Genomic DNA, 22,523 nt, shown 5'->3' on the forward strand with positions numbered 1-22,523 from the left:
CCTGCCCTTCCTCTCGAAGCGATGAGCGTTGAACCATGAAGGCATTTTCCATCGAACGTTACGGCAAACAGACCGGGCGCATCACCGAAGCGCCAACACCAGTGGTGGGTGAGCATGACGTGCTGGTTCAAGTACATGCCAGCAGCGTCAACGTGCTGGATGCAAAAATCGCCAAGGGCGAATTCAAACTGATTCTGCCGTATGCATTGCCGTTGATACTGGGCAATGACCTGGCTGGCGTGGTACTCAGCGTCGGGTCCGCGGTGCGACGCTTCAAGCCGGGTGACGAAGTGTATGGCCGCCCTCCACAGCAGCGTATCGGCACGTTCGCCGAGCTGATTGCGGTACGCGAGGACGCACTGGCACGCAAACCTGCGAACATGACGATGGAGCAAGCCGCCGCCCTGCCTCTGGTCGCATTGACGGCATGGCAAGTACTGGTTGAAACAGCGAGGCTGAAAAAAGGCCAGAAGGTCTTCATTCATGCCGGTTCCGGCGGAGTCGGCAGTATCGCCATCCAGCTTGCCAAGTATTTGGGCGCATTTGTCGCAACGACGACCAGCACCGCCAATGTCGAGTGGGTCAAGGCACTGGGTGCCGATGTAGTGATCGACTACAAGCAGCAAAACTTCGAAACCCTGCTCAATGATTATGACGTCGTCTTGAACAGTCTCGGTCCGGACGCACTGGCAAAGTCACTCGACATTCTCAAACCGGGCTGTCAACTCATCTCCATCTCCGGGCCACCGACGCAGGCGTTTGCTCGCGAGCAGCAGCTGTCGTGGCTATTGGGCCTGGTCATGGGTGTGTTGAGCAGCGGTATACGTCGCAAAGCGCGCAAACAAGGCGTGCGTTATGACTTCCTCTTCATGCGCGCCAGCGGCGCCCAATTGGATGAACTGACCGCGCTGGTGGAAGCCGGCATTATCAAGCCGGTGATCGACCGCACCTTCCCTTTCGAGTCCACAGCCCAAGCCCTGAGCTATGTCGAACAAGGCCGCGCCAAAGGCAAAGTGGTGATCACGATGACAGCGCCGCCCGTGCCTGGCGTGCGCCGAGCCGACTGATCCACACCGCACCCAGAATCACCAGGCCACCCAGGGCCAGTCGGCCCAGCGGCTCATGCTGATTCCAGATCAGCAGGTTCAACAGCAGCCCCACCGGTACATGCAGGTTGTTCATCACCGCCAGAGTGCCGCCATTGACCAGACAGGCGCCCTTGTTCCACCAGTACATACCCAGCGCGGTGCTGACCAAACCAAGGAACACCAGCACGCCCCATTGCAGCGGCGCTTGCGGCAAAAAGTCAGCCTTGCCGAACAGCAGGAACGCCGGCAACACCACCAACAAGGCGCCCAGGTAGAAATAACCGAAACGCCGGAAGTGCGGTTGGTCACTGGGATAACGCGCCACCAGATGCTTGTACATGACTTGCCCGGCGGCGTAGGTGAAGTTGGCCAATTGCAGCAGCAAGAATCCCATCAGGAAGTGCGGGGTGATCTGATCGAAACGAATCACCGCCGCACCGCCCACCGCCACCAGGGCCGCGACCAGTGCCCAAGGATTGAAGCGCCGATTAAGTGCGTCCTCGATCAGAGTCACATGCAGCGGTGTGAGGATGGTGAACAGCAGCACTTCCGGCACCGTCAGCACGCGAAAGCTCAGGTACAGGCATACGTAGGTCACACCGAACTGCAATGCACCGATCACCAACATGCCGCGCATGAACGCTGGCTCCACCGAGCGCCAGCGCGTCAACGGGATAAAGATCAGCCCGGCCAGCACCACGCGCACCAGCACTGCGAAGTAGCTGTCGACGTGACCGGCGAGGTATTCGCCGATCAAACTGAAGGAAAATGCCTGAATCAGGGTGACAACCAGTAAATAGCCCATGCGCGCCTCGTTTCGAATGGGCGCGACATTAAAGCTTTTCCAATCTTGAAGAAACTCAAGGCAAAAAAAACCCGACCTCGCTAAAGCGGCAGTCGGGCAGGAGCACTCAGGAGCAACAAGTGCAAAGGGAGGTTCGATACGCGTACTTGAAGGGTTGGCGTGGCGTTATATAAACAGCCCGCGATTATCTGGCGATTAACGGATCACGCCACCTGTGCGAGCAGGGCTTTGGCATGGTTGATGCCTTTTTCCTGGAAGTCGCTGCTCAGGTTCACCCCTTCGGCGTGAATGAAGGTCACGTCGTGAATGCCGATAAAGGCCATCACCTGACGCAGGTAGGGTTCCTGGTGGTCCGAGGTGGCCCCGGTGTGAATGCCGCCACGGGCGGTCAGCACAATGGCACGTTTGCCGGTCAGCAAGCCCTGCGGTCCGGTGGCGGTGTACTTGAACGTTACGCCGGCGCGCAGGACGTGATCCAGCCAGGCTTTGAGGGTGCTGGGGATGGCGAAGTTGTACATCGGTGCAGCCATTACCAACACATCGGCGGCGAGCAATTCGTCGGTCAATGTGTTGGAACGCTCCAGGGATACCTGTTCGCTGTCGTTACGCTGATCTTCAGGTTTCATCCAGCCGCCAAGCAGGTTGGCGTCCAGGTGTGGAACCGGGTTGAGCGCCACGTCGCGCACGGTGATCTGATCGGCTGGGTGGGCAGCCCGCCATTGGCTGATGAACTGTTGGGTGAGCTGGCGAGAGATAGAATCCTGCTGGCGCGCACTGCTTTCGATGATCAGAACGTTGGACATGGCTATGTAGGCTCCATCGGTGAATATTGTAAGTCGATGGAGAAAAGATTAACCAGGGCTCATTCGATAAAAAAGCGCAAAAAACTGCTATAACCCATCTATAAATTTGTTTATAAGCGGAGTACCCCTGTGGAAAGGCTCCGCTATCGCTTTATTTGGGGCTGCAGTTCAAGGCAATGCGCATCTTGATGATGGCGCGGTTGAACTTGACCGTGGTGTTGGTGCTTTTGCCTGCTGGCACGCTCACGGTGCGACGGCGCGGCGATTCCGGGCCGTTGGTGAAGATTACCGAACACACAGCATCCTGGGTGCCGTAGTTGTTCAGCTGAATCGAGCTGATGTCTGCGTCCACGTCGGAGGCGGTGTAATCAATGCTGACGCCATCGATCTTTTTCGTCACGTCGATAGGGTAGGCAAATACGCTCATCGGCAGCAGCGCCAGCAACACACAACACAATTTTCTCATTCGGCAGTCTCCAATAAGGACCGCCAGCTTAGGACAAGAGGAGCTCATGTTGAAAGCGCCCCGCGTTACCCTCGATCAATGGCGCACGTTGCAGGCCGTGGTTGACCATGGCGGCTTCGCCCAGGCGGCTGAAGCGCTGCACCGTTCGCAATCCTCGGTGAGCTACACCGTGGCTCGTATGCAGGATCAACTCGGCGTGCCGCTGCTGCGCATCGACGGGCGCAAGGCGGTGCTGACCGAGGCCGGTGAAGTGCTGCTGCGTCGCTCCCGGCAACTGGTGAAGAACGCCAGTCAACTGGAAGACCTTGCCCATCATATGGAACAGGGATGGGAGGCCGAAGTGCGCCTGGTAGTGGATGCGGCCTATCCCAATGCGCGCCTGGTGCGCGCCCTGACTGCGTTTATGCCGCAAAGTCGCGGCTGCCGCGTGCGCTTGCGTGAAGAGGTGTTGTCCGGCGTCGAAGAACTGCTGATCGAAGGCGTAGCCGACCTGGCAATTTGCGGTTTCAGTATCCCCGGTTACCTGGGCACCGAAATGAGCGATGTGGAATTTATCGCCGTGGCCCACCCCGAACATGCGCTGCACCGCATGAATCGCGAGCTGAGTTTCCAGGACCTGGAAAGCCAGATGCAGGTGGTCATCCGCGACTCCGGCCGCCAGCAACCGCGCGACGTCGGTTGGCTGGGCGCCGAACAGCGCTGGACCGTCGGCAGCCTGGCTACCGCCGCCGCCTTCGTGGGCAGCGGCCTGGGCTTTGCCTGGCTGCCGCGGCACATGATCGAGCGCGAACTGGCCGAAGGCGTACTCAAGCAACTGCCCCTGGAACAAGGCGGCAGCCGTCACCCGACGTTCTATCTCTACTCCAACAAGGACAAACCCCTGGGGCCGGCGACGCAGATTCTCGTGGAGCTGCTGCGCACGTTTGACACCGCTCCCCTGGATGCGCCTTTCGCCGCTCCCCGACAAGCCTGAAACGGAGTTCATCCATGGCCTGGTTCGACCACGAAGGCTGCAGCCTGCACTACGAGGAATACGGCCACGGTGCGCCGCTGATCCTGATCCACGGCCTGGGCTCCAGTAGCCAGGATTGGGAGCTGCAAGTGCCGGTACTGGCTCGGCACTATCGCCTGATCGTGGTCGACGTGCGTGGGCATGGCCGCTCCGATAAGCCCCGCGAGCGCTACAGCATCCAGGGCTTCACGTTCGACCTGCTCGCCCTGATCGAGCACCTGGACCTGCCGCCCGCCCACGTTGTGGGTTTATCCATGGGCGGCATGATCGCCTTCCAACTGGCGGTGGACGACCCCGCGCGAGTCAGAAGCCTGTGCATCGTCAACAGCGCGCCCGAAGTGAAGGTGCGCAGCGCAGGTGACTATTGGCAGTGGGCCAAACGCTGGACCCTGGCCCGCGTACTCAGCCTGCGCACCATCGGCAACGCCCTGGGCGAACGACTGTTCCCCAAACCTGCCCAGGCCGACCTGCGCCGCAAGATGGCCGAACGCTGGGCAAGCAACGACAAACGTGCTTATCTCGCCAGCTTCGACGCGATTGTGGGCTGGGGCGTGCAGGAACAACTTTCGCGAATTACCTGTCCAACCCTGGTCATCAGCGCCGACCACGACTACACCCCCGTGGCGCAGAAAGAAATCTATGTAAAACTGCTGCCCGATGCGCGACTGGTGGTGATCGAAGATTCCCGCCATGCCACGCCCTTGGATCAACCCGAAGTCTTTAACGCGACCTTGCTCGATTTTCTAAAGACAGTCGAAACCACTACCCAGGATCACTGACCCATGCTGAAAAAAATCGCCTTCTTTGCCGGCTCCTTTCTGTTTGCCGCCAACCTGATGGCCGCCACCGCTGCTGCACCGGTGAAACCTGCCGCACCGGCCAAGTCCGCCGCGCCTCACGTGCTGATCAGCACCACCAATGGCGACATTGAAATCGAACTGGACCCGGTCAAGGCGCCGATCAGCACCAAGAACTTCCTCGCCTATGTCGACAAGGGTTTCTACACCAACACGATTTTCCACCGCGTGATCCCGGGCTTCATGGTCCAGGGCGGCGGGTTCACCCAGCAGATGTCGCAAAAACCGACTGAAGCACCGATCAAGAACGAAGCCAGCAATGGCCTGCATAACGTGCGCGGCACGCTGTCGATGGCCCGCACCAATGACCCGAACTCGGCCACCAGCCAGTTCTTCATCAACGTAGCCGACAATGCCTTCCTCGACCCGGGCCGCGATGCCGGTTACGCCGTGTTCGCCAAAGTGGTCAAGGGCATGGATGTGGTCGACATCATCGTCAACTCCCAGACCACCACCAAACAAGGCATGCAGAACGTGCCAATCGATCCTGTGTTGATCAAGTCGGCCAAGCGCATCGACTGAGGTCTGCAGGTAGCTTCGCGTGGTGCCCACACGGCACCGCGCGCATTTGAAAGGAGAGCCCGCCCGGCGGGCGTCAAACCCAATGCTCTATCGTCGCTTTGAACAACTGATCGATATTTTCCGCGACGCTCCCAGCGCGGCCCCTCCCGAAAAAGTCCTGCCCTTCTATCTCTATTACCTGCGCCAGGTCTGGCCCTGCTTCGCCGCACTGCTGGTGGTGGGGCTGGTCGGTGCGCTTATCGAAGTGGCGCTGTTCAGCTATCTGAGCCGCATCATCGACCTGGCCCAGGGCACACCACCGGCGAATTTCTTCCAGATCCACAGCGCCGAGCTGATCTGGATGGCCGTGGTCGCCCTGCTGCTGCGCCCGGTTTTCAACGGCCTGCATGACTTGCTGGTGCACCAGACCATCAACCCCGGCATGACCAGCCTCATTCGCTGGCAGAACCACAGCTACGTGCTCAAGCAGAGCCTGAACTTTTTCCAGAACGATTTCGCCGGGCGCATCGCCCAGCGGATCATGCAAACCGGCAACTCCTTGCGTGATTCGGCAGTGGCGACGGCAGAAGCCATCTGGCACGTGTCGATCTATGCCATCAGTGCCCTGGTGCTGTTTGCCGAGGCCGACTGGCGGCTGATGATCCCGCTGATCACATGGATCATCTGCTACAGCCTGGCCCTGCGCTACTTCGTACCGCGCGTGAAGGAGCGCTCGGTGATTTCCTCGGAGGCGCGCTCCAAATTGATGGGCCGAATTGTCGACGGCTATACCAATATCACCACCTTGAAGCTGTTCGCCCATACGCAGAATGAACAGGAATACGCCAAGCAAGCGATCATCGAGCAGACCGAAAAAACCCAACTGGCCGCCCGTGTGCTCACCAGCATGGACACCGTGATCTGTATCTTGAACGGCCTGCTGATTGTGACCACCACCGGCCTGGCCCTGTGGCTGTGGACGCAGTCGCTGATTTCCGTCGGCGCGATTGCCCTGGCTACCGGCTTGGTTATCCGCATCGTCAACATGTCCGGTTGGATCATGTGGGTGGTCAATGGCATCTTCGAAAATATCGGCATCGTGCAGGACGGCCTGAAAACCATCGCCCAGCCACTGGCCGTGACCGACCGTGAAAACGCCCCGCGCCTGAAAGTCCCCAATGCCCAAGTGCACTTTGAGCAGGTGGATTTCCACTACGGCAAGAAGAGCGGGATCATTGGCGGCCTCAACCTCAACATCAAGGCCGGGGAAAAGATCGGTTTGATCGGCCCGTCCGGCGCGGGCAAGTCGACCCTGGTCAACCTGCTGCTGCGCCTCTACGACCTGCAAGGCGGCCGCATCCTGATCGACGGCCAGAACATCGCCGAAGTGGCCCAGGAAAGCCTGCGCGCACAGATCGGCATGATCACCCAGGACACATCGCTTCTGCACCGTTCGATCCGTGACAACCTGCTGTATGGCAAGCCCGACGCAACTGAGGACGAACTCTGGGCTGCGGTGCACAAGGCTCGCGCCGATGAGTTCATCCCGCTGTTGTCGGATTCCGAGGGCCGCACCGGGCTGGACGCCCATGTCGGTGAGCGCGGGGTGAAACTCTCTGGCGGTCAGCGGCAACGTATCGCCATCGCCCGCGTGCTGCTCAAGGACGCGCCGATCCTGATCATGGACGAAGCCACCTCGGCATTGGACTCGGAAGTGGAAGCGGCAATCCAGGAGAGCCTGGAAACCCTGATGCAGGGCAAGACCGTGATTGCGATCGCCCACCGGTTGTCGACCATCGCACGAATGGACCGCTTGGTAGTGCTGGAGAAAGGCCAGATTGCCGAAAGCGGCAGCCATGCCGAGTTGCTGGCGCAGGGCGGGCTTTATTCGCGGTTATGGCAGCACCAGACCGGCGGATTCGTCGGAATAGACTGATTTCATTGGATAGGTGCCCGGGCAATTCCGAACAATTCTGACAGTTTTCTCTATCGAACTGGTCTTGCGACACAATCCTGCTGTACTGCAATCAGGCCCCAGGAGGGCCCTGATTTAGGCGGCAGGGAAGCTTCACAGACCGTTAATCAGATAGAGCAATCTAAGGAAGTGTTCATGTCACTGTTCAAACGTTCCGTAACGGAAGGGCTGGGTACGTTTTGGCTGGTGTTGGGCGGTTGCGGGAGTGCGGTGCTGGCCGCAGCGTTCCCCAATGTCGGAATCGGCCTGCTCGGCGTGGCCCTGGCCTTCGGGCTCACAGTGCTGACCATGGCGTTTGCCATCGGACACATCAGCGGCTGTCATCTTAACCCGGCCGTTTCGGTGGGGTTGGTGGTGGGCGGAAGATTTCCAGCCAGAGAGTTGCCGGCCTACATCGTGTCTCAGGTGATCGGTGCCACCATCGCCGCTGCGCTGCTGTACTTTATTGCCAGCGGCAAACCCGGCTTTGAACTGGCGAGCGGCCTGGCCTCCAACGGCTATGGAGAACACTCACCCGGTGGTTACTCGATGGCAGCAGGGTTGGTCTGTGAACTGGTGATGACGGCGATGTTCGTGCTGATCATCCTGGGCGCCACCGACCGCCGTGCCCCCGCGGGCTTTGCCCCCATCGCCATTGGCCTGGGGCTGACGCTGATCCACCTGATCTCGATCCCGGTCACCAACACCTCGGTCAACCCGGCCCGCAGCACGGGGCCCGCGTTGATTGTCGGCGGCTGGGCGCTCGAACAGTTGTGGCTGTTCTGGCTTGCGCCGATCCTGGGCGCGGTGATCGGTGGCATTACGTACCGATGGTTGGGCGCAGAAAAGCCTGCCTGACCAAATCCCTGTAGGAGCGAGCTTGCTCGCGAAAAACGTCAACGATGACGCAGGCTTCCAGATGCAGCCCGCTTCGCCTACGCGTTCTTCGCGAGCAAGCTCGCTCCTACAAGGTGTTTCACTTGCTGTCAGGTTGCCGATAAGGCAAAGCCGCCCTCGCCTCTTCGGCATACGCCAGAATCCCCACCCGTTCACGTTCAAGAAAGTCGTGCACGGCACTCTTGAGCCCCGGATGGCGCAGGTAGTGCCAGGACCGCGTGATCACCGGCTCAAACCCGCGAATCAATTTGTGCTCGCCCTGGGCCCCGGCATCAAAGCGTTGCAGGCCGTGGGCGATGGCATAGTCCATGCCCTGGTAGAAACAGGTTTCGAAATGCAGCCGGTCGAACTCCCCCAGGCAGCCCCAGTAGCGGCCGTAGAAGCTGTCGCCACCGATCAGGCTGAACGCCATGGCCACCGGACGCTGGCCCTGCTTGGCCAACACCACGCGGATCGCCTCGGGCATACGTTCGGCCAACAGGCTGAAAAACGCCCGCGTCAGGTAGGGCGCTTGGCGGCGCACCGCATAGGTGTTGGCATAGCAGGCATAAACAAAATCCCATTGGGCCTCGCTCAATTGATGACCTTGCAGCCACTCGAACTCGATGCCCTGCCCGGCCACTTGTTCACGCTCTTTGCGCATCTGCTTGCGCTTGCGTGAACTCAAGGCATCAAGGAAGTCCTGGAAGTCGCGATAGCCACGGTTCTGCCAATGAAACTGGCAGCCCAGGCGTTGCATCCAGTCGGGCTGCCGGGCCAAGGCATCATCGGCCAAAGCGTCGGTGAAATTGATATGGGCGCTGGAGAGCCCTTCGATTTCCAGGTAACCCGGCAAACTTTTGAGCAACTCAAAGCCGTCTTCGGCACTGGCGGCCAGTAAACGCGGCCCGCTGACCGGACTGAACGGCACGGCTGTCAGCAGCTTCGGATAGTAATCAATGCCGGCACGCTCGCAGGCGTCGGCCCAGCCATGGTCGAACACGTACTCGCCATAAGAGTGCCACTTGCGGTAACTGGGTAATGCCGCCACCAAGCGCGGGCCTTCCCAGTGCAGCAGATGTTCCGGCTGCCAGCCTGTATGCGGGCCCAGGCTGGCGCTGTCTTCCAGCGCGCTCAAGAACCCATGCCGCACAAAAGGCTGGGCCTGCGGCACCAGGGCATCCCAAGTGTGAGCAGCGATTGCGGACAGGCTGTCCAGGCGTTGCAGTGGCATCGACATCCTCATTGTTTCACGGCATGAAAGCCTGGGCAGTATCGCTTATCGCAGCCTGGCGTACATCTGCAAAACGCGCCGACAGACCGCGCAAGCGTTAGTTCCTTCGCGTTACAAGCTGTCATCTACATGAAATCACTTAGCCACTACTCCGTCATAAACGGTCGCGATACTGACGCCAGTTTTTAGAGCGTCCGGATCTACCGGGCGACATTTTTTCCGTCCGTCATGGGTCGGTTGTGTCCTGGATGGTTTGCCATCCCTCCTCACTTTCGGAGATTGATATGCGTCTTGCTTCCACTAAAACTGCGGCGCTCCTGTGCGGCGGCCTGTTGCTGGCCCTGAGCGTACCGGCCAGCGCTGCAGTCGACGCTAAATTGCTCGACATGCTCAAGGCCAACGGCCAGATCACCGCGTCGCAGTACACCGAACTGCAAGCGGAACTGGCCAAGGACCAGAAAGAACAGCAGATCGCACGCCAAGCTCAACAAGAGACCAACGAGCAGATCGCAGCCACTGCGAAAAAAACCAACGAGCTGAGCAGCTTCGACCAAAAGCTGGCCTGGGCCGCCAAGACTCAATTCAAGGGTGATGTACGCTTCCGCCAGGAAACCATCAAGATCGATGGCGAACCCAACAACGGTGGGCGTGACAAAGACCGTCAACGTATCCGCGCCCGCCTGGGTGCCTACACCGAAATCAACCCGCAGGTGGACACCGGTATCCGTATCGCCACCGGCGGTGGTGACGATGCGCGTTCTACCAACCAGGATCAGGACGGCTACTTCGATAAAAAATCGATCTGGCTGGACCTCGGTTACATCGACTACCACCCGGACCAGATCAAGAACCTGCACGTGATCGGCGGCAAGATGCTTCAGCCTTGGGTAAACATGGGCGACGTGATCTGGGATAGCGATATCAACCCTGAAGGCCTGGCCGTCACCTACAAATACCCACTGGGCAGCAGCGCCGAACTGTTCGGCAGCCTGGGTAACTACAACCTCAAGGACAATGTCGACGGCGACGGCGTGCAGTTCCGCCACGACCTGCGCCTGACGTCCGGCCAGTTGGGTACGCGTTTCTCGGTCACCGACAACCTGAAAATGACCCTGGGCGGCAGCGTCTACGCCTACAAAAATGACGAGGACAGCCGCTGCACAACCACCACCACGCCTTGCGCGTTGGCGGTCAACGGCAACTCGGCCAACAACGAGTTCCGCCTGTATGAAGGTTTTGCCCAGGCAGACATCGGCGGCCTGGCAGTGCCACTGTCGTTCTACGGCCAATACGTGAAAAACAACGATGCCGTGACCGACCAGGACACCGCGTGGTTGCTGGGTGCCAAGTCCAAGGTGTTCGGTTTCAACCTGGACTACAACTACCGCGATGTTCAGCGTAATGCCGTCGTAGGCGCGTTCACCGATTCGGACTTCGCCAACGGTACCACCGGTTCGCGCGGCCACAAGATGAAGGTCAGCTACGACATCGACAAGAACTTCGCCCTGGGCGCCACCTACTTCCTGACCAAGGCGGACTACGCCAGCCGTACCCAGCGGGATGCCAACACCAACACCCTGCAGCTGGATGCTGAAGCCAAGTTCTAACCGTTACTGTAGGAGCGAGCTTGCGATGGTGAGCTCGCTCCTACATATCCTTACGGCGCTCGGCCACCAACTGTTCAGCCAGCGCATCAGCACCGTCCACCGGCTCCTGCGGCATACGCTTGAGCGTCGCCTGCAACAGGCGCATCTGCCGGATAAACCGTCGGCAGTTCGGGCAGAACATCAAGTGATGACGCACCATCAGACGTTCACGGAAGGTCAATTGACCATCCAGATAGTCACTGGAGCGCGCTACTTGCTCTTTACAGGTCAACATTCGCCCGTCTCCTCAAAATGCTCCACCGTAGCAAAGACTTTAAGCCGTGCTCGATGCAGGAGCACACGAACGTTGGAGAGCGAAAGGCTCAGAAGATTACAGATTTCCTCCAGTTCCAGACCCTGGCGTTCACGCAACACCAGCACGCTGCTTTGCAGTTCGGACAAACTCAGAATCGTATGCTCCAGGCATTTGCGCAGTTCATCTTCGGTCAGCAGCGCTTCAGGGGTGTCCTGGTGCCAGGCATACGGTGCGACAGCCCAATGGCCATCATCCGGGCTGAAGCGATCATCACCAATGGTGCCGTGGGGCGAAGGCAAATCGTCGAGCAGCACTTCCCGACGATTCTGTTTGTAACGTCCCTTGGCGGCGTTGGCGGTAATGGTCAATAACCATGTCTTGAGACTCGATCGCCCTTCGAATCTGGCCAGGTTGCGTACGACCGAAACCCAGGCGTCTTGCACGATTTCGTCGGCGTGGCGCTGACCGACGATGGCGTAGGCCACCGCCCGCATTGCGCTCTGGTAAGTGGTGACCAATTCCTTATAGGCCCGCTGCTCACCCTTGAGCAGGCGTTCAAGCAGGTGCGCGTCGTCCGCTGCTGCCATTCAAACCTCTATTTAAAAGTGCACACCCGGTCCTGTGGGAGCTGGCTTGCCTGCGATGCAGACACCTCGGTGTATCAGTCACACCACAGTGATGCCATCACAGGCAAGCCAGCCCCCACACAATCAGCGTTTGCGCAGGATCACACTGCCAATCGAATACCCGGCGCCAAAGGAGCTGAGTACGGCAACCGAGCCCTTGGGCAAGTCATCCTGGTAAGTGTGAAACGCAATCACCGAGCCGGCCGAGCTGGTATTGGCGTAAGTATCGAGGATCACTGGCGCTTCTTCCACCGACGCGTCGCGCCCCAGCAGCTTTTTCACGATCAGGTGGTTCATGCTCAGGTTGGCCTGGTGCAGCCAGAAGCGCTTCACATCGGTCACACTCAACTGATTTTCCGCCAGGTGCGCGCCGATCAATTCGGCCACCATCGGGCAGACATCGCGAAACACCTTGCGGCCTTCCTGCACGAACAGCTTGTCGGGGGCACCGACACCTTCTTCCGCCGTGCGGTTGAGGAAGCCGAAATTATTGCGGATGTTGTTGGAGAATTTGGTCAGCAGCTTTGTGCTCACCACATCGAACTGGTGCTCGGACGTCGCCAGGTCAGCGCGCTCCAGGATCACCGCAGTGGCGGCGTCACCGAAGATGAAGTGGCTGTCGCGATCGCGGAAGTTCAGGTGGCCGGTGCAGACTTCCGGGTTGACCATCAGGATCGCCCGGGCCTGGCCCAACTGGATGCTGTTGGCCGCGTTCTGGATGCCGAAGGTGGCCGAAGAACACGCCACGTTCATGTCAAAACCGAAGCCCTGGATACCCAAGGCTTCCTGGACTTCAATGGCAATCGCCGGGTAGGCACGTTGCAGGTTGGAACAGGCAACGATTACGCCATCAATGTCGGCGGCGGTCTTGCCGGCACGTTGCAGGGCTTGTTCGGCGGCACCGACCGCCATCTGGCAGAGCACCGACCATTCGTCGTTGCTACGTTCGGGCAGGCGTGGCGCCATGCGCTGCGGATCGAGGATGCCGTCCTTGTCCATCACAAAACGGCTCTTGATGCCGGATGCCTTTTCGATGAATGCCGCGCTCGACTCCGTCAGCGCCTGCACCTCGCCACGCTCGATGGCGGCGGCGTTGTCTGCGTTGAACTGTTGCACATAGGCATTGAAAGACTGCACCAGCTCTTCGTTGGAGATGCTGTTGGCCGGGGTGTACAGGCCAGTGCCGCTGATGACGACGTTATGCACGGTCGTTCCTCTAAATCTGTCAGGCAGAAGATATTGGTACCGTCGTACCAAACTTAAAGTCGTTTGATTCCGTCCAGCAGGCATCAAACTGGCGATGCTTTATTCAATCTTGTAACCGCGAAGTTTGCCACAACCCTGGAGATTTGGCGCTATAGGCTAGACAAACACCTTGAATGTGGGAGGGGCGGTGCGACGATTCGACTTGCTCCCTCCCACATTTGGCCCTGCCCGGATCGGGAAACCGGGAAAGGTTCAGGGCTCTACCTGGCTCCACTGCTTGCTCAAGCGTTTATCGGAAATCGGTACCTTGGTGCCCAACTGCTGGGCAAACAACGACACCCGGTATTCCTCCAGCCACCAGCGGTAAAGCTCCAACTGTGGGTCACGCTTGCCTTCCTGGGCGTGTTTGTTCAAGCGGTTCTGGTATTGCGCCCACAGGCCGCCCAATTCGCTGCTCCACACGCGATCCTTTTGCACCTGGCTCGGCAGTTTTTCCAGACGCAGTTCGATTGCCTTGAGATAGCGCGGCAGCTCCTTGAACCATTGCGCCGGGGTTTCGCGCACAAAACCTGGGTACACCAGGTTGCTCAGTTGCTGCTTGATATCATTCAAGGCCACCGCCTGGGCCAGGTCGATCTTGCCCTTGAAGCGCTTTTGCAGGCCGTGCCAGAGTTTCAGCACCTCCAGGGTCAGGCGTGCCAGGCGCTCGGCGTGTTCGGTCCAACCGCCACGCTTGCGCTCGGCCAGGGCAGCCAGGCCCGCGCCATCACGCGGCAGGCTTTCTTCGCCCTCAAGTACACAGGTGTCGAGGCTGGCCAGCAGAATGTCTTCCACCAACGCGTCGATACGCCCCAGTTCGCGGTACATCAAGCCCAGCTCGGTCAGGCCCGGCAATTTGCCGCGCAGGAATTTCGCCGGTTCCGCCAGTTGTTGCATCAGCAGGCGCTGCAACGCGCGGCGATGCTGGAACTCGGCTTCGGCGGCGGTGGAGAAACGCCCTTCCTTGACCGTGCCGTTCTCTTCCACCAGCGCCGGGTACACCGTCATCGACAGGCCGGCGATGTTTTGCTGGGTCTTTTCAGCAACCGCCGCGAACACCTTGGCTTCTACCGGCTGTTGGCTTTTCGCGGTTTGCGGTACGGCCAACGCGGCCTGGCTGGCCTCTGCAAAACGTGCGGTCAGTTCGGCCAGGTCGCGGCCTTCGCCAAGGAACTTGCCTTGGCCGTCGACCACTTCCAGGTTCATCTTCAGGTGGCTTTCTACCTGCTGCGCCGCTTCAGCCCAGGCTTCATCGCTGACCCGCGCACCGGTCATGCGCAGCAACTCGCGCCCCAGCGCCTGGGGCAGCGAGCCCTGGCCGAATTCGATGCGTTGCAGCGCCGCCTTGACGAAGTCCGGCACCGGCACGAAGTTCTTGCGCAATGCCTTGGGCAGGTTGCGTACCAACGCGATGCATTTGGCTTCGATCACGCCCGGCACCAGCCACTCCAGGCGCTCGGCCGGCAACGCCGGCAGCAACGGCGCAGGTACACGCAGGGTGACGCCATCGCGAGGGTGGTTGGGTTCGAAGTGGTAGCTCAAGGCCAACGCCAGGTCACCCAGGTGCAAGGTGTCCGGATAATGCGCAGCGGTAACCTCACTGGCCTCGCGGGCCAGCACATCTTCTTCGCGCATGATCAGCAGGTGCGGGTCTTTCTGGCTGTTGACCTTGTACCAGCTGTCGAACGTGGCGGTCTGGTGAATCTCCGCTGGCAGGCGCGCATCGTAGAACGCGTAGAGGGTTTCTTCGTCGGCGAGGATGTCGCGACGGCGGGCCTTGGCTTCCAATTCGTCGAGTTGCTCCAGCAGGCGCTGGTTGGCTGTCAGGCACTTGGCGCGGGACTGAATCTCACCGCGTACCAGGCCTTCCCGGATAAACAACTCGCGGGACACCACCGGGTCAATCGGCCCGTAATGCACCGGCCGGCGCCCGACCACAATCAGCCCGAACAGGGTGATCTGCTCAAACGCCACCACCTGGCCGCGCTTCTTCTCCCAATGGGGTTCGAAGTGGTTTTTCTTGATCAGGTGCCCGGCCAGCGGCTCGATCCAGTCGGCATCGATCTTCGCCACCATGCGCGCATAGAGCTTGGTGGTTTCCACCAGTTCGGCGGTCATCAGCCATTGCGGGCGCTTCTTGCCGATACCGGAGGAGGGGTGGATCCAGAAACGCCGCTGCCGCGCACCGAGGTAATCGCCGTCTTCGGTCTTCTGGCCGATCTGGCTGAGCAGGCCGGACAGCACCGCCTTGTGCAGTTTGGGGAAGTCCGCCGGCTCTTTATTGATGTTCAGCTGCATGTCGCGGCAGATCAGGCTCAACTGGCGATGGGAGTCGCGCCACTCGCGCAGGCGCAGGTAGTTGAGGAAGTTCTTGCGACACCAGTTGCGCAGCGGGCTGGCGGTCAGTTCCTGGCGCTGCTCTTCAAAGCCACGCCACAGGTTGACCAGCCCGGCGAAGTCCGAATCCGGATCCTTCCACTGAGCGTGGGCCTGGTCGGCGGCTTGTTGACGCTCCGGTGGGCGCTCGCGCGGGTCCTGGATAGACATGGCGCTCGCGACGATCAGCACTTCCTGCAAGCTGCCCAGCTTGGCCGCTTCGAGCAACATGCGGCCCATGCGCGGGTCCACCGGCAAGCGTGCAAGCTGGCGACCCAACGGCGTGAGTTGGCTGTTACGGTCCACCGCCGAGAGTTCCTGCAGCAGGTTGAAACCGTCGCTGATCGCCTTGCCATCTGGCGGTTCGATAAACGGGAAATCGGTGATTTCGCCCAGGCGCAGGTGCAGCATCTGCAGGATCACGGCGGCGAGGTTGGTACGCAGGATTTCCGGGTCGGTGAATTCCGGGCGCCCGATAAAATCTTCTTCGCTGTACAGGCGCACGCAAATGCCCGGCTCAACCCGGCCGCAACGGCCTTTACGCTGGTTGGCGCTGGCCTGGGAGATCGCCTCGATCGGCAGGCGCTGCACCTTGGCGCGGTAGCTGTAGCGGCTGATGCGCGCCGTGCCGCTGTCGATCACATAGCGAATGCCCGGCACCGTCAGCGAGGTTTCCGCAACGTTGGTCGCCAGTACCACGCGCCGGCCTGGGTGGGATTGGAAAATGCGCTGTTGCTCGGCCGGTGACAGCCGTGCGTACAACGGCAAAATCTCGGTGTGCTTGAGCTGGGCCTTGCGCAGCATGTCGGCGGCATCACGGATCTCGCGCTCACCGGGCAGAAACACCAGCACATCGCCGGGGCTGCGTCGCTCGCTGCGCTCATAGGCGGCGATTTCATCGAGAGTGGCGAGGATCGCCTGGTCGACGGTCAAGTCATCCTCGACGCGGTTGCCCTCTTCGTCCTGTTCCAGGGTCAGTGGGCGATACCAGGTGTCCACCGGGAAGGTACGGCCCGAGACCTCGACAATCGGCGCATCGTCGAAGTGCTTGGAAAAGCGCTCCAGGTCGATGGTCGCCGAGGTGATGATGACTTTCAGGTCGGGGCGACGCGGCAACAGGGTCTTGAGGTAGCCGAGCAGGAAGTCGATGTTCAGGCTGCGTTCGTGGGCTTCGTCGACGATGATCGTGTCGTAGCGTTCCAGATAACGGTCGTTCTGGGTTTCGGCCAGCAGGATGCCGTCGGTCATCAGCTTGATCAGGGTGTTGGAATCACTCTGGTCTTCGAAACGCACCTGATAGCCGACCAAGGCGCCCAATGGCGTGGTCAGCTCTTCAGCGACACGGCTGGCGACGCTGCGCGCTGCGATCCGGCGCGGCTGGGTGTGGCCGATCAGGCCGTACTGGCCGCGGCCGATTTCCAGGCAGATTTTCGGCAACTGGGTGGTCTTGCCCGAGCCGGTCTCGCCGGCAATGATCAACACCTGGTGTTTGAGCAGCGCGTCCTTGATCTCATCGCGCTTGGCGGCAATCGGCAGGCTGTCGTCGTAGCGAATCACCGGCAGGCTGGCGCGCCGCGCCGTGACCTGGGCACAGGATGCCTGCATCCGCGCCACCCACTGCGCCAGCTTGTCCTCATCGGGTTTCTTGCGCAGCTCAAGCAACTGCCGGCGCAAGCGGTGGCGGTCGGCGAGCATGGCGTGATCGAGGGTTTTGAGCAGTTGGTCGATGGTGGGTGCTTGGTCAGTCATCAGCTACTTCGACGGTCATCTATGTTATGCGCGGCCGGCAAGTGTGGCAGAAAATCGACTTATCTGGCAGGTCAAACATGTGGGAGCAAGCCCTCCCACAAGAGAAAGCCTTACAGCGGGTCTTTTCGGCGATAGGGGAATACGTCGATAACCTTGCCGGCGCGAATCGCGTCCTGCAGGCCCTTCCAGTAATCGGCGTTGTACAGCTCGCCATGCAGCTCATCGAACAACCTGCGTTGCCCGGCGTCGGCAAACAGGAACGGCGGGAACTCTTCGGGGAACACATCCAGCGGGCCGATTGAGTACCAGGGCTCTGAGGCCATTTCGTCCTCGGGGGTGCGCGGTGCGGGAATATGGCGGAAGTTGGCTTCGGTCAGAAAGCAGATTTCATCGTAGTCGTAGAACACCACGCGGCCATGACGGGTGACGCCGAAGTTTTTCAGCAGCATGTCGCCGGGGAAGATATTCGCCGCCGCCAGTTGCTTGATTGCCAGGCCGTAGTCTTCCAGGGCTTCGCGCACCTGGGCGGGGTTGGCGTTGTCGAGGTAGAGGTTGAGCGGGATCATGCGCCGCTCGGTCCAGCAGTGGCGGATCAGCACGCTGTCGCCTTCCACTTCGACCGTGCCGGCCGCGACTTCCAGCAGCTCGGCCAGGCACTCGGGCTCGAACTTGCTCAAGGGGAAACGGAAGTCGGCGAATTCCTGGGTGTCAGCCATGCGCCCTACCCGGTCGACACTTTTAACCAGCCGGTACTTCTCGATCACCGTGGCGCGGTTGACGTTTTTCGACGGTGAAAAACGGTCCTTGATGATCTTGAACACGGTGTTGAATCCCGGCAGCGTGAACACGCTCATGACCATGCCGCGCACGCCGGGGGCCATGATGAACTGATCGTCGGTGGTGGCCAGGTGGTTGATGAGTGCGCGGTAGAATTCGGACTTGCCGTGCTTGTAGAAACCAATGGAGGTGTACAGCTCGGCAATGTGCTTGCCCGGCAGGATGCGCTTGAGAAAACCGATGAATTCGGCAGGTACCGGTACGTCGACCATGAAATAGGAGCGGGTGAACGAAAAGATGATCGACACGTCGGCTTCGTCGGTGATCAACGCATCGATCTGGATGCCGCGCCCTTCGCGGTGCAGCAGCGGGATGACCAACGGCCACTGTTCGTCGCGGGTATAAATGCGCCCCACGAGATAGGCGCCTTTGTTGCGGTAGAGCACGGAGGAAAACAGCTCGACCTTGAGGTCCGGGTCCTTGCACACCCAATCCGGCAGGTTTTCCCGCAGTTGGGCTTCGAGGCGACGCAGGTCGGCAGGAAGGTCGGCGTAAGGCTCGCTGAAGCTGTAGTCAGAGAAAATCTGCGCCAGCATGTCTGATATTTTACCGGCCGGCGTGTAGACCCGGGTTTGCGCCGCCCGCGCCCGGCGCAGGCTCGGCCGGGTGGTGTGGATGAACATGCAGCCGTCGCTGATCAGGTCATGGCTGAACAGGCCGCAGAAGATCGAGTTGTACCAGGTCTCGGACAATTCATCGTCAAAGCGCAGGTCGATCAGGCCGATATACGCGCTTTTCACCAGGGGCCACAGCTCGATGTCCTGCAGCGCACCCGCTTCGAAACCGGCGCGCAGGCGGGCAGTGACCTCGGCAACTTTCTCTTCATACAGGTTGATGCGTGCCGCAGACGCCGCCTGCCCTTGCTGCCACTGGGCCTTCTCGAAACGCTCGCGGGCCCCATCGGTGATCTGGCGAAAGTGCTCACGGTAATCGTCGAAACCGTCGAGGATCATCCGGGCGATAGCGAGGGCGGGCTGCGACATGCGGAAAACCTCGAACGGGTAGCGGGAAGCTCAGAGCTTAGCCAGTGAACGCTGGCAGGAGAAGGAGGATTTTTCAGGCGCGGCTGTACTTAGCGATTGTGTCGGCCTGAGCGCTGGGCAACACTCCCCGCCTGATTGGCGTAGGAGTTTTCCGTGAGACCTGTTGACACCCTCTACTTGCTGGGATTGGCTGCCATCTGGGGCGCGAGTTTCCTGTTTATGCGCATCATCGCGCCGGAAATCGGCACCGTGCCGACCGCATTTTTCCGCGTGTCGATCGCCGCCGCCGGGTTGCTGGCGATTCTGGCTATGCTGCGCGTGAGCTGGGATTTCCAGGGCAAGTTCAAGACCGTTTTGCTGTTGGGGGTGATCAACTCCGGGATCCCAGCGACCATGTACTCGGTGGCGGCCCAGGTACTGCCGGCGGGTTATTCGGCAATTTTCAACGCCACCACGCCGCTGATGGGCGTGCTGATTGGCGGGTTGTTTTTCAGCGAGCGCCTGACACCGTCGAAAATAGCGGGCGTTGCCTTGGGGCTGTTTGGCGTCGCTGTGCTCACGCGTGCGGGGCCAGTGGCCTTTGATCTGCAATTGTTGATGGGCGCGCTGGCGTGCCTGCTGGCAACCACCTGCTACGGGTTTGCCGGTTTCCTGGCACGACGCTGGCTGGATCAGCGCGGCGGGCTGGACAGTCGCCTGTCGGCCTTGGGCAGTATGCTCGGCGCTACCTTGTTTCTATTGCCGCTCTTTGCCTACAGCGCCATCAGCCATCCACCGGCAAGTTGGGGCGGCTGGCAGGTGTGGGCGTCGCTGCTGGGCCTGGGGCTGGTGTGTACGGCGTTCGCCTACATTTTGTACTTCCGCCTGCTGTCATCCATCGGCCCGGTCAAGTCGATGACCGTGACCTTTATGATTCCGCCGTTCGGCGTGCTGTGGGGGGCGTTGCTGTTGGATGAGCCGCTGTCCATGGCCCACCTGTATGGCGGGGTGCTGATTGCCGGGGCGTTGTGGTTGGTGCTGCGCCCGCAAAAACTATAGGAGCGTCCCCCTGCTCCTGGGGGTGCTTCGCCCCCCAGCGCAAGCAAGCTTGCTCGCCACGGCAAGCTTGCTCCTACAGGGGGTTAGTGTTTACGGAATACAAACACCAAACCGACGATGATCAGCGCCATGCCCAACAGGCTCAACAGCGCCAGGCGGTTGCCGAAGATCAGGTAGTCCATCACCGCCGTCACCGCCGGCACCAGATAGAACAAACTGGTGACATTCACCAGGTTGCCGCGGGCGATCAGCCGATACAGCAACAGCGTCGCCAGCACCGACACCACCAACCCCATCCACAGCACCGGCAGATAAAAGCCCGCATCATGCTCAAAGTGAAATGGCTGGAACGGCACGAACACCGCACACAACAGCATCCCGGCCAGGTATTGCAGCGGCAATGTGCCCAAGGGGTTGTCGGTGATGCGCTTTTGCATGATCGAGCCGAACGTCATGCTCGCCAGCGCCAGCAGCCCGAAGAGCATCCCGGCCAGGGACATGCCCGCCAGCCCGATGCCCTGGTACACCACCATGATCAACCCGGCCAGGCCCAACCCCAGGCCGAACAGCCGGCGTAACGAGCGCTGACGCTCCATCAGCACCACGGTGAGGATCGGCTGGACGCCCATGATGGTCGCCATCACTCCGGGGGTGACTTTGAGGTCCAGGGCCAGCAGATAGAAAATCTGGTAGGCCCCCAACAACACCATGCCCGTCGCCGCCGCATACAGCATGGGCTTGCCGGGACGTGGCAGCTTCAACTTGAGGATCGGCACCAGCACCACCAACCCCACCAGGGCGATGGCAAAGCGGATCAGCAGAAAGGCAAAGGGCGAAGCATGGGCCAGGCCCAACTTGGAGAAGATCGCCCCGCTGCTCCACAGCAAGACAAACAAGCTCGTCGAGGCCGCCGCGGCCACGGATTGTTTCGAAAGAACAGACATGAGTTACCACCTGTTATCAGGCAAAAAAGCCGATTCAGTAAGGACTGAATTTCAGTAGGTTTTTTTCAGGCAGGCACAGGGCAACAGCAAACAGCTGATCAGCCCGAAATGCCAACGCCCGGCGGTGATACGACTGCGTACACCGGCGTGCTACTGACAGGTGGGGGGTAGTGACTGATCTGCGCAGGCTGCTTTGCGCCGCACGGCACGACCACAGCGTTGACCGCTGAATCGACTACCGCTATGCGCTGGGAAGCTGGCATGTGCTGATCTTTTGAAGGGAGAAAGACGCGACGACTATAACCAGCCGCAAACATACTTTGCAATCCTTTCCCCCTTGCCTCGTACGTGGAGGCGTTTTCATGCCCTCGAACCAGACCACTCGCTATAATGCCGCCCTGTTTTTGTTAAGGATTTCACATGATTGCTCTGCCCTGGCTGTACCTCACACTACTTTGCATTGGCTATGTCACGGCCTTGATCTACGGCCAACTGGGCATACTGGCGGCGGTGTCAGTAGCACTGTTGCTGGTGGCCGGCTACGCCGTACGCCAGCAACGCACTCCTTGGGCACGCTACCTGGGCCACGGCTTGTTTATCGTCCTGGCTCTGGGGCTGGCGATGCACTGGCTGCCGGGTTTCTACAATGGCCGAGGTATTGCGCCCCAGCGTTTCACTCCGGACTCGGTGCCCTTCTCGATGTACCTGAACCAGGACAAACCCCTGATCGGCTTCTGGCTGTTGCTGGCCTGCCCGTGGATTGTGGCGCGACGCTCATTGCGCCTGTCGATCTGCGTCACCACCCTGGCACTGACCCTGACCGCCATCGCTGCCCTGGGTGGCGCGGCCCTGATGGGGATGATCAGTTGGGCCCCCAAATGGCCGGACCAGGCATGGCTGTGGGTGCTCAATAACCTGCTGCTGGTGACGCTGGTGGAGGAAGCGCTGTTTCGTGGCTATGTTCAGGGTGGCCTGAGCCAGCGTTTCAAACACCTGCCCTACGGCGAGAACCTCGCGCTGCTGCTGGCCTCGCTGTTATTCGGCCTGGCGCATTTTGGTGCGGGTTGGCAGTGGGTAATGCTGGCGAGTATTGCCGGGGTCGGTTACGGCCTGGCGTATCGCTTTGGCGGGCTGGGCGCAGCGATTGCCACGCACTTTGGCTTGAATCTGCTGCACTTCGGGCTGTTCACCTACCCGATGCTGGCCGGCTGAGCCTTTCTTACTGTA

At 60.2% G+C, this 22,523-nt stretch carries 19 protein-coding genes; 9 read left to right on the forward strand and 10 right to left on the reverse strand.

Features of this window, described 5'->3' with window-relative positions:
* The first annotated feature begins 35 nt into the window (after positions 1 to 35).
* Positions 36 to 1,067 (forward strand): NADP-dependent oxidoreductase, encoded by a 1,032-nt coding sequence (locus PSEBG33_RS07770; protein WP_005790228.1) that lies wholly within the window; start codon positions 36 to 38, stop codon positions 1,065 to 1,067.
* Here PSEBG33_RS07770 and PSEBG33_RS07765 read toward each other — a convergent pair.
* The 3 genes from PSEBG33_RS07765 to PSEBG33_RS07755 all read right to left on the reverse strand — a co-directional run bounded on the left by PSEBG33_RS07765 (position 1,021) and on the right by PSEBG33_RS07755 (position 3,162).
* Positions 1,021 to 1,893, reverse strand: a complete 873-nt coding sequence (locus tag PSEBG33_RS07765) for a carboxylate/amino acid/amine transporter (protein ID WP_005790229.1) — start codon at positions 1,891 to 1,893, stop codon at positions 1,021 to 1,023. The two genes, PSEBG33_RS07770 and PSEBG33_RS07765, sit on opposite strands and share 47 nt — an antisense overlap.
* 203 nt (positions 1,894 to 2,096) lie before the next feature.
* Positions 2,097 to 2,696 carry an FMN-dependent NADH-azoreductase gene (locus PSEBG33_RS07760; protein ID WP_005790231.1) on the reverse strand — a complete coding sequence of 200 codons (600 nt, stop codon included), beginning with the start codon at positions 2,694 to 2,696 and terminating at the stop codon, positions 2,097 to 2,099.
* Positions 2,697 to 2,847: 151 nt separating this feature from the next.
* A complete protein-coding gene (locus tag PSEBG33_RS07755) occupies positions 2,848 to 3,162 on the reverse strand; it encodes a hypothetical protein (protein WP_032803666.1) in 315 nt (104 codons plus the stop codon).
* Positions 3,163 to 3,211: 49 nt separating this feature from the next.
* Here PSEBG33_RS07755 and PSEBG33_RS07750 point away from each other — a divergent pair, with 49 nt between their 5' ends.
* The 5 genes from PSEBG33_RS07750 (at position 3,212) to aqpZ (ending at position 8,344) form a co-directional block, all read left to right on the forward strand.
* Positions 3,212 to 4,135 (forward strand): LysR family transcriptional regulator, encoded by a 924-nt coding sequence (locus PSEBG33_RS07750; RefSeq protein ID WP_005790234.1) that lies wholly within the window; start codon positions 3,212 to 3,214, stop codon positions 4,133 to 4,135.
* Positions 4,136 to 4,149: 14 nt separating this feature from the next.
* Complete coding sequence (locus PSEBG33_RS07745) at positions 4,150 to 4,953, forward strand: alpha/beta fold hydrolase (RefSeq protein ID WP_005790236.1); 804 nt, start codon at positions 4,150 to 4,152, stop codon at positions 4,951 to 4,953.
* A 3-nt stretch (positions 4,954 to 4,956) separates the two neighbouring features.
* Positions 4,957 to 5,553, forward strand: coding sequence for a peptidylprolyl isomerase A (locus tag PSEBG33_RS07740; RefSeq protein ID WP_005790238.1), 597 nt, complete (start codon positions 4,957 to 4,959; stop codon positions 5,551 to 5,553).
* 82 nt (positions 5,554 to 5,635) lie between these two features.
* Positions 5,636 to 7,468 carry an ABC transporter ATP-binding protein gene (locus tag PSEBG33_RS07735; protein ID WP_005790239.1) on the forward strand — a complete coding sequence of 611 codons (1,833 nt, stop codon included), beginning with the start codon at positions 5,636 to 5,638 and terminating at the stop codon, positions 7,466 to 7,468.
* Positions 7,469 to 7,642: 174 nt separating this feature from the next.
* A complete protein-coding gene (aqpZ, locus tag PSEBG33_RS07730; protein WP_005790241.1) occupies positions 7,643 to 8,344 on the forward strand; it encodes an aquaporin Z in 702 nt (233 codons plus the stop codon).
* 118 nt (positions 8,345 to 8,462) lie between these two features.
* Here the strand turns inward: aqpZ and PSEBG33_RS07725 are convergent, their stop codons facing one another.
* The gene (locus tag PSEBG33_RS07725) at positions 8,463 to 9,596 is read right to left on the reverse strand and encodes a GNAT family N-acetyltransferase (RefSeq protein WP_005790243.1); all 1,134 of its coding nucleotides are present in this window, start codon (positions 9,594 to 9,596) and stop codon (positions 8,463 to 8,465) included.
* Positions 9,597 to 9,880: 284 nt separating this feature from the next.
* On the opposite strand from PSEBG33_RS07725, the gene PSEBG33_RS07720 reads away from it, so the two are divergent.
* On the forward strand, positions 9,881 to 11,203 hold the full coding sequence (locus tag PSEBG33_RS07720) for a putative porin (RefSeq protein WP_005790244.1): 1,323 nt from the start codon (positions 9,881 to 9,883) through the stop codon (positions 11,201 to 11,203).
* 40 nt (positions 11,204 to 11,243) lie between these two features.
* Here PSEBG33_RS07720 and PSEBG33_RS07715 read toward each other — a convergent pair whose 3' ends face one another.
* The 5 genes from PSEBG33_RS07715 to aceK form a co-directional block, all read right to left on the reverse strand.
* Positions 11,244 to 11,477 carry an anti-sigma factor family protein gene (locus PSEBG33_RS07715; RefSeq protein WP_005790246.1) on the reverse strand — a complete coding sequence of 78 codons (234 nt, stop codon included), beginning with the start codon at positions 11,475 to 11,477 and terminating at the stop codon, positions 11,244 to 11,246.
* Positions 11,471 to 12,085, reverse strand: coding sequence for an RNA polymerase sigma factor (locus PSEBG33_RS07710; RefSeq protein ID WP_005790248.1), 615 nt, complete (start codon positions 12,083 to 12,085; stop codon positions 11,471 to 11,473). The genes PSEBG33_RS07715 and PSEBG33_RS07710 overlap by 7 nt, the downstream gene beginning before the upstream one ends.
* 123 nt (positions 12,086 to 12,208) lie before the next feature.
* Entirely contained in the window at positions 12,209 to 13,330 is a 1,122-nt protein-coding gene (locus PSEBG33_RS07705) for a beta-ketoacyl-ACP synthase III (protein ID WP_005790250.1), read from the reverse strand.
* Positions 13,331 to 13,582: 252 nt separating this feature from the next.
* Positions 13,583 to 17,494: an ATP-dependent RNA helicase HrpA gene (gene hrpA / locus PSEBG33_RS07700; RefSeq protein ID WP_005790251.1), complete on the reverse strand. Its 3,912-nt coding sequence runs from the start codon at positions 17,492 to 17,494 to the stop codon at positions 13,583 to 13,585.
* Positions 17,495 to 17,604: 110 nt separating this feature from the next.
* Positions 17,605 to 19,314 carry a bifunctional isocitrate dehydrogenase kinase/phosphatase gene (gene aceK / locus PSEBG33_RS07695; protein WP_005790253.1) on the reverse strand — a complete coding sequence of 570 codons (1,710 nt, stop codon included), beginning with the start codon at positions 19,312 to 19,314 and terminating at the stop codon, positions 17,605 to 17,607.
* Positions 19,315 to 19,467: 153 nt separating this feature from the next.
* Here aceK and PSEBG33_RS07690 point away from each other — a divergent pair, with 153 nt between their 5' ends.
* Positions 19,468 to 20,352, forward strand: a complete 885-nt coding sequence (locus PSEBG33_RS07690; protein WP_005790255.1) for a DMT family transporter — start codon at positions 19,468 to 19,470, stop codon at positions 20,350 to 20,352.
* 83 nt (positions 20,353 to 20,435) lie between these two features.
* On the opposite strand, the gene PSEBG33_RS07685 is transcribed toward PSEBG33_RS07690, so the two are convergent.
* Positions 20,436 to 21,296: a DMT family transporter gene (locus PSEBG33_RS07685; RefSeq protein ID WP_005790257.1), complete on the reverse strand. Its 861-nt coding sequence runs from the start codon at positions 21,294 to 21,296 to the stop codon at positions 20,436 to 20,438.
* A gap of 420 nt (positions 21,297 to 21,716) precedes the next feature.
* Here PSEBG33_RS07685 and PSEBG33_RS07680 point away from each other — a divergent pair, with 420 nt between their 5' ends.
* Positions 21,717 to 22,508 carry a CPBP family intramembrane glutamic endopeptidase gene (locus PSEBG33_RS07680; protein ID WP_005790258.1) on the forward strand — a complete coding sequence of 264 codons (792 nt, stop codon included), beginning with the start codon at positions 21,717 to 21,719 and terminating at the stop codon, positions 22,506 to 22,508.
* The last annotated feature ends 15 nt before the right edge of the window (positions 22,509 to 22,523 follow it).

Source organism: Pseudomonas synxantha BG33R (assembly GCF_000263715.2).
Lineage (GTDB): Bacteria > Pseudomonadota > Gammaproteobacteria > Pseudomonadales > Pseudomonadaceae > Aquipseudomonas > Aquipseudomonas synxantha_A.